The organism is Paenibacillus sp. YYML68 (assembly GCF_027923405.1).
Classification (GTDB): Bacteria; Bacillota; Bacilli; order Paenibacillales; family NBRC-103111; genus Paenibacillus_G.
Genome location: NZ_BQYI01000001.1, coordinates 3,872,784 through 3,890,974, shown reverse-complemented (window position 1 = coordinate 3,890,974; position 18,191 = coordinate 3,872,784). Strand labels below are relative to the sequence as shown.

General features: G+C 55.9%; 16 protein-coding genes and 1 other annotated feature. Of the genes, 14 read left to right on the top strand and 2 right to left on the bottom strand.

From position 1 onward, the window contains the following. Positions 1-43 precede the first annotated feature (43 nt). From PAE68_RS17480 to murC, 4 genes are all read left to right on the top strand, one after another. Positions 44-1,171: a LysM peptidoglycan-binding domain-containing protein gene (locus PAE68_RS17480; protein WP_281889075.1), complete on the top strand. Its 1,128-nt coding sequence runs from the start codon at positions 44-46 to the stop codon at positions 1,169-1,171. A 133-nt stretch (positions 1,172-1,304) separates the two neighbouring features. After that, positions 1,305-1,573 (top strand) — a binding site (T-box leader). A gap of 141 nt (positions 1,574-1,714) precedes the next feature. Next, a complete protein-coding gene (locus PAE68_RS17475) occupies positions 1,715-4,387 on the top strand; it encodes a valine--tRNA ligase (RefSeq protein ID WP_281889073.1) in 2,673 nt (890 codons plus the stop codon). A gap of 6 nt (positions 4,388-4,393) precedes the next feature. After that, on the top strand, positions 4,394-5,773 hold the full coding sequence (locus PAE68_RS17470) for a bifunctional folylpolyglutamate synthase/dihydrofolate synthase (protein ID WP_281889072.1): 1,380 nt from the start codon (positions 4,394-4,396) through the stop codon (positions 5,771-5,773). A 7-nt stretch (positions 5,774-5,780) separates the two neighbouring features. Beyond that, positions 5,781-7,166: a UDP-N-acetylmuramate--L-alanine ligase gene (gene murC / locus PAE68_RS17465; RefSeq protein WP_281889070.1), complete on the top strand. Its 1,386-nt coding sequence runs from the start codon at positions 5,781-5,783 to the stop codon at positions 7,164-7,166. Between the two features lie 83 nt (positions 7,167-7,249). Here the strand turns inward: murC and PAE68_RS17460 are convergent, their stop codons facing one another. Continuing rightward, complete coding sequence (locus PAE68_RS17460; protein ID WP_281889068.1) at positions 7,250-7,885, bottom strand: bifunctional 4-hydroxy-2-oxoglutarate aldolase/2-dehydro-3-deoxy-phosphogluconate aldolase; 636 nt, start codon at positions 7,883-7,885, stop codon at positions 7,250-7,252. A 189-nt stretch (positions 7,886-8,074) separates the two neighbouring features. On the opposite strand from PAE68_RS17460, the gene PAE68_RS17455 reads away from it, so the two are divergent. After that, a complete protein-coding gene (locus PAE68_RS17455) occupies positions 8,075-9,412 on the top strand; it encodes a hypothetical protein (RefSeq protein ID WP_281889066.1) in 1,338 nt (445 codons plus the stop codon). A 92-nt stretch (positions 9,413-9,504) separates the two neighbouring features. On the opposite strand, the gene PAE68_RS17450 is transcribed toward PAE68_RS17455, so the two are convergent. Continuing rightward, on the bottom strand, positions 9,505-10,890 hold the full coding sequence (locus PAE68_RS17450; RefSeq protein ID WP_281889064.1) for an N-acetylmuramoyl-L-alanine amidase: 1,386 nt from the start codon (positions 10,888-10,890) through the stop codon (positions 9,505-9,507). Positions 10,891-11,215: 325 nt separating this feature from the next. Between PAE68_RS17450 and PAE68_RS17445 the strand changes: the two genes are divergently transcribed. The 9 genes from PAE68_RS17445 to PAE68_RS17405 all read left to right on the top strand — a co-directional run bounded on the left by PAE68_RS17445 (position 11,216) and on the right by PAE68_RS17405 (position 18,109). Further along, a complete protein-coding gene (locus PAE68_RS17445) occupies positions 11,216-11,458 on the top strand; it encodes a DUF4321 domain-containing protein (protein ID WP_281889062.1) in 243 nt (80 codons plus the stop codon). Between the two features lie 30 nt (positions 11,459-11,488). After that, a complete protein-coding gene (locus PAE68_RS17440; protein ID WP_281889060.1) occupies positions 11,489-12,103 on the top strand; it encodes a Maf family protein in 615 nt (204 codons plus the stop codon). Positions 12,104-12,163: 60 nt separating this feature from the next. Continuing rightward, positions 12,164-12,853, top strand: a complete 690-nt coding sequence (gene radC / locus PAE68_RS17435; protein ID WP_281889058.1) for a RadC family protein — start codon at positions 12,164-12,166, stop codon at positions 12,851-12,853. Positions 12,854-12,909: 56 nt separating this feature from the next. After that, positions 12,910-13,953, top strand: a complete 1,044-nt coding sequence (locus tag PAE68_RS17430) for a rod shape-determining protein (RefSeq protein WP_281889056.1) — start codon at positions 12,910-12,912, stop codon at positions 13,951-13,953. Between the two features lie 27 nt (positions 13,954-13,980). Next, positions 13,981-14,838, top strand: coding sequence for a rod shape-determining protein MreC (mreC, locus tag PAE68_RS17425; RefSeq protein ID WP_281889054.1), 858 nt, complete (start codon positions 13,981-13,983; stop codon positions 14,836-14,838). A gap of 8 nt (positions 14,839-14,846) precedes the next feature. Next, positions 14,847-15,380: a rod shape-determining protein MreD gene (gene mreD, locus PAE68_RS17420; RefSeq protein ID WP_281889052.1), complete on the top strand. Its 534-nt coding sequence runs from the start codon at positions 14,847-14,849 to the stop codon at positions 15,378-15,380. Positions 15,381-15,453: 73 nt separating this feature from the next. Continuing rightward, positions 15,454-16,119 (top strand): septum site-determining protein MinC, encoded by a 666-nt coding sequence (gene minC / locus PAE68_RS17415; RefSeq protein WP_281889050.1) that lies wholly within the window; start codon positions 15,454-15,456, stop codon positions 16,117-16,119. A 30-nt stretch (positions 16,120-16,149) separates the two neighbouring features. Next, on the top strand, positions 16,150-16,947 hold the full coding sequence (gene minD / locus PAE68_RS17410; RefSeq protein ID WP_281889048.1) for a septum site-determining protein MinD: 798 nt from the start codon (positions 16,150-16,152) through the stop codon (positions 16,945-16,947). 7 nt (positions 16,948-16,954) lie between these two features. After that, the gene (locus PAE68_RS17405) at positions 16,955-18,109 is read left to right on the top strand and encodes an FtsW/RodA/SpoVE family cell cycle protein (protein WP_281889046.1); all 1,155 of its coding nucleotides are present in this window, start codon (positions 16,955-16,957) and stop codon (positions 18,107-18,109) included. Positions 18,110-18,191: the final 82 nt, after the last annotated feature.

Genomic DNA, 18,191 nt, shown 5'->3' with positions numbered 1-18,191 from the left:
TTTTCGCGAGAAAAGGTAGAAATACGAAAGGGAGGATTACACATTGGCTACAGAACAAAACGGACTGCGATTCGATATTTATGAGCGTGTTCATCTTCATGAGGGAGTGCTCGGCATCCAGGCGCTGGAGGGCGTGGAGCTGGTTCCTCATATTCAGGTCATCTCGCAAGGGGAACAAGCTGTACTGCGGGGCAACCTACTTCTGAGCGGAACGTATACGGATGAGCAGCAGCAGGAGGGACAGACGCTGGAGCATCTGATTCCGGTTGAAATTACGTTGCCGATGAGCCGCGTAGCGCGCGTTGAGGACATCTCCGTTGAAATCGACAACTTCGATGTCGATCTGCTGACGTCCCGCAGCTTGAACATCACCGGTGTGCTCTCGCTGAACGGTCTGGAGCTGCCAGCTAACGATGAGCAGAGCTGGGAGCCGGACAGCCGCCGTCAGGACAGCGCGACACCGCTGGAGACGCAGCCGCAGCGCTCGGAGAGCGCCAGCGATGCAGCGCCAGCTCGCTCCGATTGGCAGCAATGGGCACAGCAGTCTGAGCAAGCGCAGCCTGCGATGCGTTCAGCCGCTAGCGAGGAGGAAGCTCCTCAGGATGCGACTGCTGCCAGCAGCGATGCCGAGCGCGTCGAGCCGGTAAGCGCCGCAGAGCCGCAAGCGGCACCAGCAGCACCAGCTGCACTTGAGGCTGTCGAGCAAGCATCTGAGGCAGCGATGAACGCGGAGGCGTCTGCTGTGCCTGTTCCGGTGCAAGCGGAGCAGCCGATCGCAGCAGTCGAGGAGAAGAAGGAGCTCAAGGTCGCATTCGGCGCGAAGAAGCCTGCCGTGGACGCAGCACCAGCTGCCAAGGCACCAGGCGGCATCGCCTCGCTCATGAGCTTCAGCGGTGCGAAGTCGCAAGGAGATCAGCCTGCCGCGCAGCAGCAAGCTGTAGCCGCACCTGCGACGACAGCCGCAGAGCGTGTGGAGTGGAAGAGCATGCTGCTTAGCACAAGCGACGAGCAGCAGCAATTCCGCAAGCTGCGTATGGTTATCGTGCAGAAGGACGACACGCTGGAGTCAATCGCGAAGAAATACAACGTGAACGCGAGAGAAATCGTGCTCTACAACCGTCTTGGCGATAATGACATTGCAGTCGGTCAAATCGTTCGTATTCCGAGATAAGACTTCATACTTGTGCACGAGCACCCGGACGGCCTCTGAGGCTTTCCGGGTTATTCGTATTCGCGCGAAGTCGAGTGCTCGACATGTTGACTCTGACGCCTCGATTGTTTATGATAATACGCATGAAGATGCTGTAATAACGTGGAAAGGGAATAGTAGGCAGCGAGCCCTTCAGAGAGCGGAGCCGGCACCAGCTGAGAGGTTCTGCAGGATGTACCTGTCGAAGTCGCCCCGGAGTTGCCGAATTGAAGCGATGCTTAGATTCGGCCGGTCACAGCCGTTATCTGTTCGAGCGCCGCAATGGATGCGCCTAGCCTGCTTGTTGTCACATGGACAGGTCTAAGGCGGCATAGACTGCGGAATAAAGGTGGTACCACGGATGCGAAAGCCTTCGTCCTTTACGGGCGGCGGGCTTTTTTTGTTCAACATACGAATAGTTAATGGTATTAATCAAACACCTGCAGTACGGTCCGAGCTGCTTCGGAGCCTGCTACGCAGGTGCAGGTCTAGTGTATGACAACTTGTGACAAGGAGAGAAGATGCATGGAACAGAACAAGCAAGCGGCGCCGGAGACGGCAATGCCGACGACGTACGACCCGAAGGTAAGCGAGAAGAAATGGTACGATTATTGGCTCGAGGGCCAATATTTCAAGGCAGGACAGCGTCCGGAGGCGAAGCCGTACAGCATCGTCATCCCGCCGCCGAACGTGACCGGGATGCTCCATATCGGGCATGCGCTCGATTGCACGCTGCAGGACATTATGATCCGCGCGAAGCGGATGCAGGGCTATGACGCACTCTGGATGCCGGGCACCGACCACGCGGGCATCGCGACGCAGACGAAGGTGGAGCAGAAGCTGCGTGAGGAAGGCGTGACGCGCTACGACCTCGGACGCGAGAAGTTTCTCGAGAAGGTGTGGGAGTGGAAGGAGCTGTACGCGAACACGATTCACGAGCAGTGGGCGAAGATGGGCTTCTCCCTCGACTATTCGCGGGAGCGCTTCACCCTCGATGAGGGGCTGTCGAAGGCGGTTCGCGAGGTGTTCGTTCGTCTGTATGAGAAGGGACTTATTTATCGCGGCAAATATATTATTAACTGGGACCCGGCCGCCCGCACGGCGCTGTCGGATATTGAGGTCGAATATAAAGAGGTTCAAGGCGCGCTGTATCATCTGAAGTATACGGTGAAGGACAGCAGCGAATCGATCATCGTGGCGACGACCCGTCCGGAGACGATGCTGGGCGATACAGCGGTAGCTGTCCATCCGGAGGATGAGCGCTATAAGCATCTGATCGGCAAGACGCTCGTGCTCCCGATTGTCGAACGCGAAATTCCGATCATCGGCGACGAGTACGTGGAGAAGGAGTTCGGGAGCGGTGCGGTGAAGATTACGCCAGCGCACGATCCGAACGACTTCGAGGTCGGCAATCGCCACAGTTTGCCTCAGGTGCTCGTCATGGACGAATCGGGCAAGATGAATGCGAATGCAGGCAAATATCAAGGACTCGACCGCTTCGAGTGCCGCAAGCAGATTGTCGCAGACATGTTGGAGCTCGGCGTTCTTGTGAAGATCGAGGAGCATACGCACCAGGTCGGCCATAGCGAGCGCAGCGGTGCGGTGATCGAGCCGTATTTGTCGACGCAATGGTTCGTGAAGATGAAGCCGCTCGCCGACCGCGCTGTCGATGCGCAGAAGTCAGGCGAAGGCGTTAACTTCGTACCGGATCGCTTCGAGAAAATATATTTGCACTGGATCGAGAATGTGCGCGACTGGTGCATCTCCCGCCAGCTGTGGTGGGGACACCGTATTCCGGCTTGGTATTGTCAGGATTGCAACGAGATGGTCGTCGCTCGCGAGGAGACGTCTGTATGTCCATCCTGCGGCGGCACCCATATGAAGCAGGACGAGGACGTGCTCGACACATGGTTCAGCTCGGCGCTGTGGCCGTTCTCGACGATGGGCTGGCCGGATGAGGAAGCGGCTGACTTCAAGCGCTTTTTCCCGAACAGCCTGCTCGTAACCGGCTATGACATCATCTATTTCTGGGTAGCGCGCATGGTGTTCAGCTCCCTAGAGTTTACAGACCGCATTCCGTTCCAGGACGTGCTGGTGCACGGTCTTGTCCGCGACGCGGAGGGACGGAAGATGTCGAAGTCGCTCGGCAACGGGGTTGATCCGATCGAGGTCATCGAGAAGTATGGCGCGGATGCGATGCGCTTCATGCTATCGACCTCTTCGACGCCAGGTCAGGACCTTCGCTTCCGTTGGGAGAAGGTTGAGCAGGCGCGTAATTTTGCCAATAAAATATGGAACGCATCCCGCTTCGCCCTCATGAATCTGGGAGACTTCGCGGTGAGCGATATTGACCTTAGCGGCAAGCTCGGTACGGCGGACCGTTGGATTCTGCACCGCTTGAACGAGACGGTTCGCGATGTAACGCGCCTGATCGATGTCTATGAGTTCGGTGAAACGGGAAGACTGCTCTACAACTTCATCTGGGACGATCTGTGCGATTGGTACATCGAGTTCAGCAAGCTGTCGCTGTACGGCACAGACGAAGAGGCGAAGAAGACGACGAAGTCGGTGCTTGCTTACGTGCTTGACCAGACGCAGCGGCTGCTTCATCCGTTCATGCCATTCATCAGCGAGGAGATCTGGCAGCATCTGCCGCATGAGGGCGAGTCGATTACACTCGCAGCTTGGCCGGTGGTCGACTCTGCGTTCGAAGCGCCGGAGGCGGTCAAGGAGATGGAGCTGCTCATGGACGTCATTCGCTCGGTCCGCAACATTCGCGCGGAGGTGAACGTGCCGATGAGCAAGAAGATCGAGCTGCAGCTGAAGCCGACGAGCGCGGAGACGCTCGACATTTTGCAGCGCAATCAAGAGTATGTGCGTCGCTTCTGCAACACGTCGGAGCTCGTGATCGACAGCGCGATCAGCGCGCCGGATAAGGCGATGACGGGAATTGTCACCGGAGCGGAGCTATTCTTGCCGCTGGCGGGCTTAATCGACATTGCCCAGGAAATATCGCGCCTCGAGAAGGAGCTGCAGACGCTTCATGGCGAAGTGGAGCGAATCGAGCGCAAGCTGTCGAACGAAGGCTTCGTAGCGAAGGCGCCTGCGAAGGTAATCGAAGAAGAGAAGGCGAAGCTGGCTGATTATGCTGATAAGCGAGATAAAGTTATCGCTCGAATCGGCGAGCTGAAGGGGTGAGCATAGATGAGCGGTGAGGTGAGTATGCCGGGCGCGGCCCCTTTTGCGACTGCGCGTGAGGCGATAGATTGGATCGTCCGGTTCATGCCGGTGACGGGTATTAAGCTTGGACTTGAGCGGATGGAGCTGCTGATGGAGCGACTTGACAATCCGCACCGGAGACTGAAGTTCATTCATGTCGCAGGTACGAACGGCAAGGGCTCTGTATGCGCCTACTTGTCCGAGACGATTCGACAGTGTGGCTATGAGGTGGGGACGTTCACGTCCCCTTATATCGAGACGTACACGGAGCGCATTCGAATGAACGGCGTGAACATCTCCGAGGAGGATTTACTTCATGTCGTTAATAAAATAAAGCCGATCGTCGACGAGGTGTCCGAGCTGCACGGGCAGCCGACGATGTTCGAGATCTCGACGGTCATGGCGATTGAATATTTCGCTCGAGTCGCTTATCCGGACTTCGTCGTCTGGGAGACTGGTCTTGGCGGCACGCTGGACGCGACCACTATTGTGACGCCGATCGTCTCGATCATTACGAACATCGGACACGATCATATGGACCTGCTGGGCGAGTCGATCGCAGAGATCGCGGCTCATAAAGCGGGTATTATCAAGGCTGGCGTCCCAGTCGTGACAGCGGTGACCGATCCCGAGGCGCTTGCGGTCATCGAAGCGGCGGCACAGCGGAAGCAGAGCAAGCTGTATAAGCTCGGGGCGGAGTACCGCGTGGAGCTTGTCTCAGCGCGGGAGGACGAGCAAGCGTTCCACTTCGACGGCTTGTTCCGTCGTATCGATGACGTTACGATTCGGATGAACGGCGAGCATCAGGTGCATAATGCAGCGGCGGCGATTATGGCTATTGAGGTGCTCAGACAGTACTACGCGCTCATCGTTGACGACGAAGCGCTGTACAAGGGGATGAGGGAGACGAGCTGGCCGGGTCGTATGGAGCTGGTGTCGAGAGAGCCTCGCTTGCTGCTGGACGGTGCTCACAATCCGGAGGGCGCTGCTGCGCTTGCGGCTACACTGAAGAGCACGTACACGTATAATAAGCTTCATTTTATGATGGGGATGGTCACAAATAAGAATCATTCGGGCTATCTGAGGCATATACTGCCAATAGTGGATACGCTTATCGTGACCGAGCCGGATTGGCTGAAGAAGGCTGCTGCGTCTGCTCTTGCCGATATGGCGAAGGAGCTGGCGCACGAGCTCGGCCGCGGGCAAGTGGAAATTATTATCGAACCGGACTGGAAGGCAGCGCTGGAGCGCTTAACGTCGCTGACGGCGCAGGACGATTTGGCCGTCGTATCCGGAAGTCTTTATGTCATCGGGGATGTACGCTCCTGGGTCAAGCATCAATCCGATTCTGAAAAAGGCTGGTGAAACGAGCGTGAATACTTCGGAGCACATCCATTTTATCGGTATCGGCGGTTACGGCATGAGCGCCATCGCCAAGGTGATGCTTGAAATGGGCTATAACGTATCGGGTTCTGACCTCGCGCAGGCCGAGCTGACCGAAAAGCTGGCGGCGAAGGGCGCGCGTGTGTTCATAGGACACGAGGCGAGCAACGTATCAGGCGCCGACGTCGTCGTCTATTCTACGGCATTGTCCAAGGACAACGTGGAGATGGTGGCAGCGGAGGAGCTGAACATACCGATTCTGCATCGGTCCCAAATGCTGGCGAAATTAATGAACGCGAAGAAGGGCATTGCGGTAGCCGGCGCGCACGGCAAGACGACGACGTCCTCGATGATCGCGCTTGTGCTGGAGCATTGCGGACAGGACCCGACGTTCATTATCGGCGGCGAGCTGCTCAACGTCGGCAGCAATGCGAAGGCAGGCAAGGGCGCCTATGTCGTCGCCGAGGCCGATGAGAGCGATGGCTCGTTCCTGCAGTATAATCCGCTCATTGCGCTCGTGAACAACGTGGAAGCGGATCACCTTGAGAATTATGATGGCAGCTTCGATAACTTGAAGAAGGCGTACGCCCAGTTCCTGAGCCAGGTGAAGCCGGAGGGGAAGGCGGTCATCTGCAAGGACGATGCGTACTTGCGCGAGATGATGCCGTCGATTCAGAGCGAGGTCATTACGTACGGAATCGATACGGAAGCGGATGTGATGGCGCGCAGCATCGTGCTGGGCGACCGCAAGGTGTCGTTCGAGGTCGTTCGGGACGGGCAAACGCTCGGCACGATGCGACTGTCCGTACCAGGACGTCATAACGTGTACAATGCGATGGCTACGCTGATTACGTGTATGGAGGCAGGCCTGACGTTCGAGCAGGTAGCTGAGGCGATCACGGAGTTCCGCGGCGCGAAGCGGCGCTTCCAGGTGCTCGGTGAGGTCGATGACATGCTCGTCATAGACGATTATGCGCACCATCCGACCGAGATCGAAGCGACGATTCAGGCGGCGAGGGCGACGGGCAAGCGCATTATTGCCGTCTTCCAGCCGCAGCGGTACACGCGTACGTTCTTCTTGTTCGAGCAGTTCAGCCGCGCGTTCCCGGATGCGGACGAGGTAATCATTACCGACATCTACTCGCCTGCGGGAGAGAAGCAGATCGAGGGCATTACGTCCGCCAAGCTGGTCGAGCTGATCAAGCAGAACAGCAACCCGAATGTGAAGTATGTGCCGACGAAGGAAGAAGTGCAGGCCTACCTGCTAGACACGATCCGCTCAGGCGACCTGGTCATTACGATGGGCGCAGGAGACATCTGGAAGGCGGCCTACGGGCTTGCACAGGCGCTGGAAGCGCGAGCGGGGCAGAAGTAGCTTTGTTTCTCAGCGAATGCAGAATGTAAAAAGGCTGATTATGTTCCGAGATGGAACGTAGTCAGCCTTTTGTACGTAGATGGCTACGCCTTAATGCGAGCGGACAGACGCGATGCCTTGTCCCGCACCCAGTCGTAGTTGCCGGCGCTGATCTCCTTCAGATTGACGAGGGAGCCGCCGATGCCGACGCCGTAGCAGCCAAGCTTCACGAACTCGGCAATGTTGTCCTCGGTTACACCGCCTACCGCAATCATCGGAATGCTGCTCAGCGGTCCCATCAGCTCCTTCAGGAATGGCAGCCCGAGGCTTGCACTTGGGAACACCTTGACCGCAGTCGCTCCGGCCCTCCAAGCCTTCACGATCTCTGTCGGTGTCATCGCCCCCGGATAGATCGGGACGTTCTGCTCTGCCGCGAAGCGAATCACATCTTCATCCATGTTCGGCGTGACGAGATACGAAGCCCCTGCGGATAGCGCATTGCGCGCATCGTCCAGATCGAGCACCGTGCCTGCTCCGATATACATCCGGTCACCAAGCGCAGCCTGCAGCTCGGTAATCATCTCAAGTGCGCCCGGTGTATTCAAGGTCACCTCCATGACTGGAATGCCGCCCTCCAATAGCGCTTCGGCCAAGCCTCGAATGTGCAGCTTCTCAACACCGCGTACGATCGCGATAATTTTCGTTTGCTCAACTAATCTTAAGCCTTCTTCCCGTTTCATAGGAACACCGCCTGTTCGATAATTTGCTGCTGATGGTTGTGCAGCCGGACACTATGTACGTTTCCATTATACATGTGGCGTTTGGAAGAAGGTAGTGCTCAGCCTTAATTATGTACGAATCGAGTTCTAATTGCAGATCGACTCTCATAGTCTAGTAACACAATATAGGGACAAGGGAGAGTTGAAGCAATGAACAAAGCTGATAAGTCGAAAATGACGTTTCGCTTCTCGTCGGGACAAGGGCAGGAGGTTCGTGATCACAAGTCTAATGTGATTCCTCTGCGTCCAGATGAATATCGCCTGTATGAGGATTCATCCATAGAAGCCGCTCCAAGCTCGGCAGACCAGCGTACAGAAGTAGAAGCAGAAGCTTCGGAGTTTACACCGCCAGCACAGAAGGGGACGGTCATTAAGCCGCTTAACGACTTCCATACAGACTTCGGCGGGTGGCAGAGCTCGTTCGACCTAGAGGTGGAGCGGGTGGAGCAAGCGATTCGCTCGACGGGCGGAGCAGACGTTAACCCGGAGACCGGTCTATATCAGAGGGAGACGCGAACTGGACGCGGCGGCTATGGGTATAGCGAGCGTGAGGTCATCGTAGATGAACAGCTGCATTATTCAAGACCGCCGGGCGGAGGATCGTTTTTGAAAATAACAGCGTCTGTTGCGGGGGCAGTCGTGACGGGCGTCGCCTTCGGCTTCCTCGTGCTGTCGATGTTCGCCGGCGGTGAAGAGGGCGATCCGCTGAAGCCTGCCATTCAGACAGGCTCAACGGCGCAGCAGGGGAAGACGGCCGCAGGCAGCGATGCTGGCGCCGCTGCTCAAGGGAGTGCAGCCGAGGCGAAGGCAGGTCAGTCTGGCGCGGCTGTGTCGGGGCTTGAAGCAGGCGACGCTGTCGCCGTTAACTTGCCGATGCGCAGCTATACGTTCCTGCAGGGCGGCGTGTTCAGCACGGCGCAGAGCTCGGAGTCGGAGGCGGCTGCCTTCCGCAAGAAGGGACTGGCTGCTGTCAGCGAGGCCGGCGACAAGTATACACTGTTCGTCGGTATGGCATCGAGCCGCGATGAGGCGCTCGGGCTGTCGCAATTTTATGAGAACCAGAGTATTGATGTGATGCTGAAGCCGTATGAAATCCCTGCGGTGTCGAGCATTCGCTGGAGCGGCAAGCAGCCGGAGCAGTTCGTCAGCTACATGGATCAGGGCAGCAAGCTCGTGCAGCAGATCGCAGCTCAGACTGTCGTGCACGCGGCAGAGACGGAAGCAACTCCGATCGACGAGAAGGCGCTCCAGACGATTAAGTCGACGCATCAAGCTTGGGCGAAGTCTGCCTCTACCGTCGGCGAAGGTCTCGGAGAGGCTGGCAAGACAGCATTGCCGAAGATGAACAGCGCGCTGAATACAGCAGTCGTATCGCTAGAGGAATACCGGAAGAACCCGTCGTCATCCTTGATCTGGCAAGCTCAGACGGCGTTAATGCAATATCTGGTGGCGGAGAAGGAGCTGCTGAAGACGGTTACGGTGTCCTAAGCTTACGTTTCCATCTTATCGTTACTTGCTCATACGGTAAAAGGGGTGTCTCGCAGCCGATTTTCAGTCTACGGGACACCCCATTTCATTCGTTACGGCTTGCTCGGATGAAGATGCCGATCCATCAGGACAGCTGCTTCCGCACGCGTTAGCTTACGGTCAAGAGCGAACGTCTGATCAGTGATGCCTTGAACAAGGCCGCTGCTCACTAGCGCTGAGACCGCATCGAAGGCCCAATGCTCCCTAGGTACATCGCTGAATGAAGCGAATGTCAGCTCCGTCGTAGGCGGCTTCACGAGACGGTTGAGCATAACGGCTGCCTCTGCACGGCTTACGACCGCATCCGGTCGGAGTGTACCATCCTCGTAGCCGCTCAGAAGGCCGCTCTTGACGGCCAGATCAAGCTGTGCGTATGCCCAGTGTGCCGACAACACGTCCTTGAAATCGGACGCGTTCTTCGGCGCCGATATGTGCTGCGCTTCCTTGCACTTGTCCGTCGCGCCGCTTGGCGTGCTACCGCTGTTTACTGCCCCGTCAGTCGCCGCCCTGCTTTCTGTCGCGCCATCACCACTGCCCGACGCACCGCTGCCAGCTGCACCTTTTGGTGCGCAAGCGCTGCTTGACGGCGCTTTCATCGCGACTGCTGCCTCAGCCGCGAGCTTGTCCAGCGGGAATATGCGGCCTAGCAGCGTGGCGAGCTCGGCGCGGGTGACGGCGCGGTCCGGCTCGTACTTGTTGTCGCCAGAGCCGGTCACGATGCCGAGCTCGTTCAGTCGCAGAATCGACTCGCGAGCCCAGTGGCTGCGCGTATCCGGGAACGTCACGTGGAGCGGCAAGTATGCTTGAATTCCTTGGGCAATACCTTGCGAGATTTGTTGTCTGAACGTGGTCGAAGCGAGCAGCGCCGCATCCGTACTGTTCGAGAGGAACGCCGTCTCGACTAGGATGCTCGGCATGTTGCCCATGCGCACCACATACACCGAGCTTGGCACGAGGCCGCGGTCGGGTATACCGGTCTGCTCGACCATACCGTCTTGCACAAGCCGCGCCAGCTCGCGACTTTCCGGGGTGAGCAGCTTCATCTCGCTGCTGGCCGGATATTTATCCTGGGGATATGCGTGATCGTAGTATAGGACCAATGCGCCTCGGACGGAATGACTTGTGTGCGCATTCGCATGGATCGAAACGAATATATCGGCATCGGTATTTCTCGCATAAGCGACACGCTCGCTGAGCGATAAATATACATCGGTATCTCTAGTCATCGCAACCGAGTAGCCGCTCTTGATGAGCAGGTCTGCGACGCGTCTAGTAATGTCCAGATTGACGTCCTTCTCCTGCAGCTTCGTTGCCGAGACAGCGCCCGGGTCCTTGCCGCCATGACCAGCGTCGAGAATAACCGTTGCGGCGACCGCTTGTCCGGGCATGACCCACAGACTAAGCGCGAGCAGAGAAGCGAGCAATCGACGTGCAGCCATCCGGTTCACCCCTTTCGGTTAACATTGTACAAGCTCTGCGCATCGCTGTAAGCCGGTAACATGCACCAGCTATGCAGCCCGCGGCCACACTCCAATCCATCACGGTAACAGCGTTACTCTCACTGCCTCGGATTCGCTTATCCGATGCGGCCGCCTTTGCGGCTCCGAACTGATCTCCTCGCATGAAAAAAGATGTGACTTTTCTCAAATGTGGTATAATAACGAGTGGCTTTATCGCATCATTTTTTTGTGGATGAACAACGGACAGAGCCGATGTACAGTCGGTAGCTGGAATCATATTTTCCTGAAAGAGGTAAGCTATCCATTGAAAAAAAATACGATCACCCTCGTCTTCATGCTGCTGATCGGTCTTGTCGCTGGAACGCTCATCGGTCAGCTGCTTGCGTCGTATTCGGCCTTATCCTTCCTAACGAAAACCGTTGAGCTCACGTGGCAGCCTAAGGCAGACCTGCTCGTGCTCAAGTACGACCTGGACCTGCTCATTCGCTTGAATCTGATCAGTCTTGCCGGGCTTGCTGCAGGCTTCTGGCTATTCCGCAAGCTCTAACTACACTATTCGATAGGAGAGAGAAGATTTATGTCGATTTCGGAGCAAAAAGTTCGAATCATTCTCGCCTCCTCCTCGCCGCGGCGACAGGAGCTGCTCGCCCTAATCGGCTTGCCGTTCCGGGTACAGTCGAGCGACGCGGATGAGTCGACCGAGGAAGGATTAGACCCGCACCAGATCGTCGAGCAGCTCGCCGAGCGCAAGGCGCGGGCGGTGCTCGAGCAGGGCCGGGCAAGCGGCACACTGGAGTCGGACGCCGTCATTATTGGCTCCGACACGATTGTTGTGCAGGACGGCCACGTGCTGGGCAAGCCCAAGGATGAGGCAGACGCGCTGCACATGCTCCGCATGCTGCAGGGGCGGGAGCATGAGGTGTACACCGGCATCGCGTGTATTCTGACAACAGACGGCTCAGCACGGCTAGCTCATGAACGCACCGTCGTGCGAATGAAGTCGGCCGATGATGAGCGGCTGCGACGGTACATCGCCACAGGCGAGCCGATGGATAAGGCGGGCTCGTATGGCATTCAGGGCTTCGGCGCGACGCTCGTGGAGCGGATTGAAGGCGACTACTTCTCGGTCGTCGGGCTGCCGGTGTCGAAGCTGTATGACATGCTGAGTGATTGGGGCTTGACTGTCTTTTGACTAACAATCGTGGTATAATGGTATTTCTTAACAAATGTGAAAGAGGGGAAGCATTGATACATGGAATCGCTCAATGTTTCGTTGCGCGATGTCCCGAGTGAGGATCGACCTAGAGAACGTATGTTGCAGCATGGGGCTGAAGCATTAAGCAACGCGGAGCTGCTCGCTATATTGCTCCGAACAGGTACAGCACAGGAATCGGCCATACGACTTGCGGAGCGTCTGCTGCGTGAGAGCGGCGGCCTGCGGCAGCTGGTGGACATCAGCATCGAGCAGCTGATCGGGTTCAAGGGGATCGGCACCGCGAAGGCGCTGCAGATCAAGGCAGGCGTCGAGCTCGGACGCAGGCTGGCTAAGGCATCGATGGACGATACGGTGACGATTCGTTCGCCGCAGGATGCGGCCTCGCTGCTGATGGAGGATTTGCGCTACTTGCAGAAGGAGCACTTCGTCTGCTTGTTCTTGAATACGAAGAACCATGTCATCGGGCAGGAGACGCTGTCGATGGGCAGTCTGAACGCTTCCATCGTTCATCCGCGCGAAGTATTTCGAGCGGCGATCAAGCGCAGCAGCGCGGCAATCATCTGTGCGCATAACCATCCGAGCGGAGATCCGACGCCGAGCTCAGAGGATATTCAGATTACGAAGCGGCTCGCGGAGGCTGGCGAGCTGATCGGCATTGAGCTGCTGGATCATCTCATTATCGGTGATCAGCGCTTCGTCAGTTTGAAGGAGCTTGGAATGATGTAATATAATAGCTAGACGCGTGAATATACGCCTTCAAGATAGAGAAGGGAGCAGCATAGATGTTCGGATTCGGAGGATTTACGAAAGATTTAGGCATTGACTTAGGAACGGCGAATACGCTTGTATATGTGAAGGGAAAAGGGATTGTCGTGCGCGAGCCCTCGGTTGTCGCCATTCGGACCGATACGAAAACGATTGAGGCGGTTGGGAATGACGCGAAAAAGATGATCGGCCGGACGCCCGGCAACATCCGTGCTATTCGTCCGATGAAGGATGGCGTAATCGCCGACTTCGAGACGACCTCGACGATGATTAAATATTTTATACGCCAAGCCCAGAAGCCGCGCCTGTTGTTCCAGCGCCATCCGAGCGTCATGGTCTGCGTGCCGTCGGGCATTACGGCGGTGGAGAAGCGGGCAGTCGAGGATGCAACCCGTCAAGCTGGTGCGCGTGAGGCTTATACGATCGAGGAGCCGTTCGCGGCAGCGATCGGCGCGGACTTGCCCGTATGGGAGCCAACGGGAAGCATGGTCGTCGATATCGGCGGCGGTACGACCGAGGTTGCGGTCATCTCGCTGGGCGGAATCGTTACGAGCCGATCGATCCGTGTGGCCGGCGATGAAATGGATGAAGCGATCATTCAATACATTAAGCGCACCTACAACTTGATGATCGGGGAGCGTACGAGCGAGCAGATCAAGATGGAGATCGGCTCGGCGCTGCATATGGACGAGGTTGTACGATTCGAGATTCGCGGCCGCGACCTCGTGTCTGGGCTGCCGAAGACGATGAGCGTCACGTCGGAGGAGATTACAGATGCGCTGAGCGATACGGTTAACAGCATCGTGGACGCGGTGAAGGTGACGCTGGAGAAGTGTCCGCCTGAGCTGTCGGCCGACATTATGGACCGCGGTATCGTGCTGACCGGAGGCGGGGGACTGCTGCGCAATCTGGATAAGCTACTGTCCCGCGAGACAGGAATGCCGGTGCTCGTTGCAGAGAATCCGCTGGATTGCGTAGCAATCGGAACGGGACGGGCGCTGGAGAACATTCACCTGTTCCGCACGCGGTCCGGCCCAACGAGCAAGGCGTCGAGACGTTAATACGTGCAAGGTTGGAAGGTGTAAGCCGTGAAGCTATTGGGGAACAAAAGACTGCTTATATTGATGCTGGGGCTTATTTGCTTCATCGCCCTGATGGGTCTTACCTTTGGGAAGAGAGCGTACGGCACGTTTCCGGAGAAGGTTATGAAGGATACGGTGGCGTTCACTCAGGGCTTGATCTATAAGCCGGTCGGAGCGATCGCGGAATATTTTCAGGATGTGGGGCAGCTGTACACGATTTATGAGGAGAACAAGGTGCTGCGCGAGACGCTGACCCGTTACGCCCGCGATACGACGAGACTGAACGACCTCGAGCTGCAAAATCAGCGGCTGCAGGATGCGCTCGGCTTCACCGAGCGGCAGAAGCAGATGAACCAATACCGCTTCCGCATCGCCGAGGTCATCTCGTTCGATCAGCCGGGCAAAACGATTACCGTGAACTTGGGAGAGAAGGATGGAATACGTCCGAATATGGCTGTCATGTCCGTTGAAGGGTTGATCGGAAGAGTGACAGCCGTATCTGGCTTCTATTCCGTCGTGCAGCTGCTGACAGGGGTAGACGATAAGGCAGCGATGGACTCCAAGGCGATCTCGGTTACAGTTAAGACGAAGGAGAACGAGTCGTTCGGATTAATTGAGAAATACGACCCTGAGGCGCGCATGCTCGTCATGACGAAAATAGACCCGAACGACCCGCTTCAGGTGGGGGATACGGTTATCACATCGGGTAAAGGTCTCGTATTCCCGAGAGGGATTGAGGTTGGGAAGGTCGTCGACCGATACGAAGGTGAATTCGGCATCACGCACGTGGCGACGATCGAGCCGTTCGCTTCGTTTAATCACCTGCGCGAGGTATTTGTCGTTGAAGTGCCGGAGCTGAGGTGAGCATGAGCATGATGATGAATCATAGACGGCTGTGCCTCCTCTTGTTTGTCTTTTTTTTACTGGAAACGACGATGCTGCCGTGGATTACACCGCTAAGCTGGCAGTCCAATATTGAGGTTAATCCTCATCTTGTGCTTGTGCTCGTGCTGTTTATCGGCTTGTATGTCAACCGGCACATCGCGCTGATGTACGGACTTATTTTCGGTATGTTATTCGACTTCATTATGTACTCTCCGATGCTGGGGCCTGTTTCGTTCGCAATGGGATTGTCGGGCTACTTGGCCGGTCTTATGCAAGGACGCTTATATTCCAGCATCGTCATCAGTATGCTTGTCGTAGGCGGGGGACTTTTATTTTACGACGCGACTCTGTTCGGCATTTACCGTCTGTTCCGGGTGACGCACCTTACCTTTGAGTGGGCGTTTTTACATCGCATGCTGCCGAGCATGCTCATTAATTTGCTTCTTGCGCTTGCTGCCTACGTTCCGGCTCGCCGTTTGCTCGAAGGAATGCCAGGCAAGCCCGCTGAGCCTGAGCAGTGAGAAAATTTTATCGGTATGCAGGAGAACGACTGAGCCAAGCCGAATTGTATAGGCTTAGGAGGTAAGAGCGTTTATGACTGCAGCCAAACATCGAGTCACAATTAAAGGGGTTAAAGACGGTCTTGTCTTTTTGCTGGACGACGAATGCGAATTTTCTCAGGTGCTTGAGGAGCTTCATCATAAGCTGGAGAAGACGCACCAGCAAATATTGACCGGACCTATCATACATGTGCATGTTAAGCTTGGTAAACGGGCGATTAGCACCGAGGAGAAGGAGCAGGTACGGCGCATTATTGGCCAGAAGGGGAACCTGCTTATTCAATCGATGGAGTCGTCGGACCCGACCTTCGAGAAGGCGGATTCGGACTCGCAGGAAGTGAAGGTCGTCAAGGGGATCGTTCGGTCTGGACAGACACTCGCTCACGAAGGAAGTCTGCTATTTCTCGGGGACGTTAATCCAGGCGGCACGATTATCAGTACAGGCAGCATCTATATTATGGGAGCTCTGCGCGGCATGGCCCATGCAGGCTCTGATGGTGATGAGCAGGCCATCATTGCTGCATCTTGTTTGCGCCCGACGCAGCTTCGCATCGCAGGCGTGATTAGTCGTCCTCCTGATGAGTGGGAACTTGGCGAGGCGTTCGATGCTTACATGGAATATGCCTACGTGAAGGACGGCAAGATGGAGATCGATAAGGTCCATCATATGCATAAGCTTTCGTTGCTCAACAAGCTGTAATTCAAGTTTTCATGCAAAGGGGTAAGACCTATGGGAGAGGCAATCGTCATCACTTCAGGCAAGGGCGGAGTCGGCAAAACGACAACCTCGGCCAACATCGGAACGGCCTTGGCGCTTCAGGGGAAAAAAGTGGTCATGGTCGATACCGACATCGGTCTTCGCAACCTGGATGTCGTCATGGGTCTCGAAAACCGAATTATTTATGACTTGATCGACGTCGCGGAGGGGCGCTGTCGTCTTGCTCAGGCACTAGTCAAGGATAAGCGCTTCGAGGAGCTGTATATGCTGCCAGCTGCGCAGACGAAGGATAAGCATGCGATCTCGCCGGAGGCGGTCCGTCAAATTGTGCTCGACCTGAAGCGGGACTTCGAGTTCGTCATTATTGATTGTCCTGCGGGCATCGAGCAAGGCTTCAAGAACGCGATCGCTGGAGCGGATAAGGCGATTGTCGTCACGACGCCGGAGAATGCCGCGGTGCGCGACGCCGACCGCATCATTGGTCTGCTCGAGAAGTCGCCGAACGTAGAAGCGCCGAAGCTGATCATTAATCGGATTCGTCCGAACATGGTCAAGAAGGGCGAGATGCTCGATATAGACGAGATTTGCTCGGTGCTTGCCATCGACCTGCTCGGCATTGTGCCGGACGATGAAGGTGTCATTAAGGCATCTAACATAGGCGAGCCGGTCGTCATGAATCCGAACCTGCGGGCCGCTATTGCTTATCGCAATATCGCAAGACGCATCTTGGGCGACTCAGTGCCGTTGATGCCGCTCGACGATCGCTCATCGGTAATGAATAAGATGAAAAAGTTTTTCGGGATAGGATGACTGCCCCGTGCTGCATAAATTTAAAAAAATTGATCCGTTGATCGTCCTGCTGCTGGTTGCCTTCATGGTAATCAGCACATTGCTTTTGTACAGTGCTACGCTGAATGATGTTACCTTTAACTTCGATCCGAAGAAGCTGGGGATCATCTATGTCATCGCGATCATCGCGTTCTTGGTGACGGCCGCCTTCGATTACAGGGTATTGCTTAAGCTGACATATTACTTGTACGGCGTCGGGGTTATACTGCTTGTTGCAGTCTATCTCTATGCTCCCAAAATTAACGGTGCGCGCGGCTGGTTCAGGGGCTTGCCCTTCGGACTCGATTTTCAGCCCGTAGAGCTGATGAAAATTATATTGATTCTCACCCTAGCAGCGTTCATGGCACGACGTAAGGGGGAGCCTCTCGAGCTGCTGCAGGATGTCGTCCCGGTCGGCTTGCTTGCAATGATTCCGATCGGTCTTGTCGTCATTCAGCCGGATTTCGGTAATGCGATTATTCTCGGCGTTATTCTGCTCGGCATGTATTGGATTGGTAACATCCGAATGATCTATGCGGCGGCAGGAGCGGCGATATTCGCGGGCTGTGCCTACTTGTTCATCTACTTATTCAAGCTGTACCATGAGCCTGTGAAGGAATACTTGAAGGCGAAGGAGATCCCGACGCACTGGATGGATCGAATCAATACGTACGTCAATCCGGATACAGCAGATAAGGACAGCACGTATCATGTCGAGAACGCGATCCGGGCCATCGGCTCCGGTTCACTAACTGGTGAAGGATACTTGAATGGATCGTCGATTCACAGTAATTTTATTCCCGTGACCTATACCGATTCGATATTCGTCGTAGTAGGAGAAGAATTCGGCTTCGTTGGGGCTTCGGTTCTGCTGCTCATGTACTTTGTGCTGATCTATCGCATGATCTTGATCTCGATCTATTGCAACAATTACGCGGGCTCCTTCATCATTATAGGCATCGTATCGATGCTCGTCTTCCAGATCTTCCAGAACGTCGGAATGATGATCGGGCTTATGCCATTGACGGGCATTACGCTCCCGTTCATTAGCTATGGCGGTACGTCGCTGCTCATTAATATGGTGGCGATGGGGCTCGTGATGAGTATACGGATGCATGACGATAAGCTGCTGGAAGAGGAATGACATGAAGCTCTCGTTATGAAATAAGCAAAAGCCATACCTCGGCCAAGCGGCCTGCAGGTATGGCTTTTGTTGAGGATGGCGG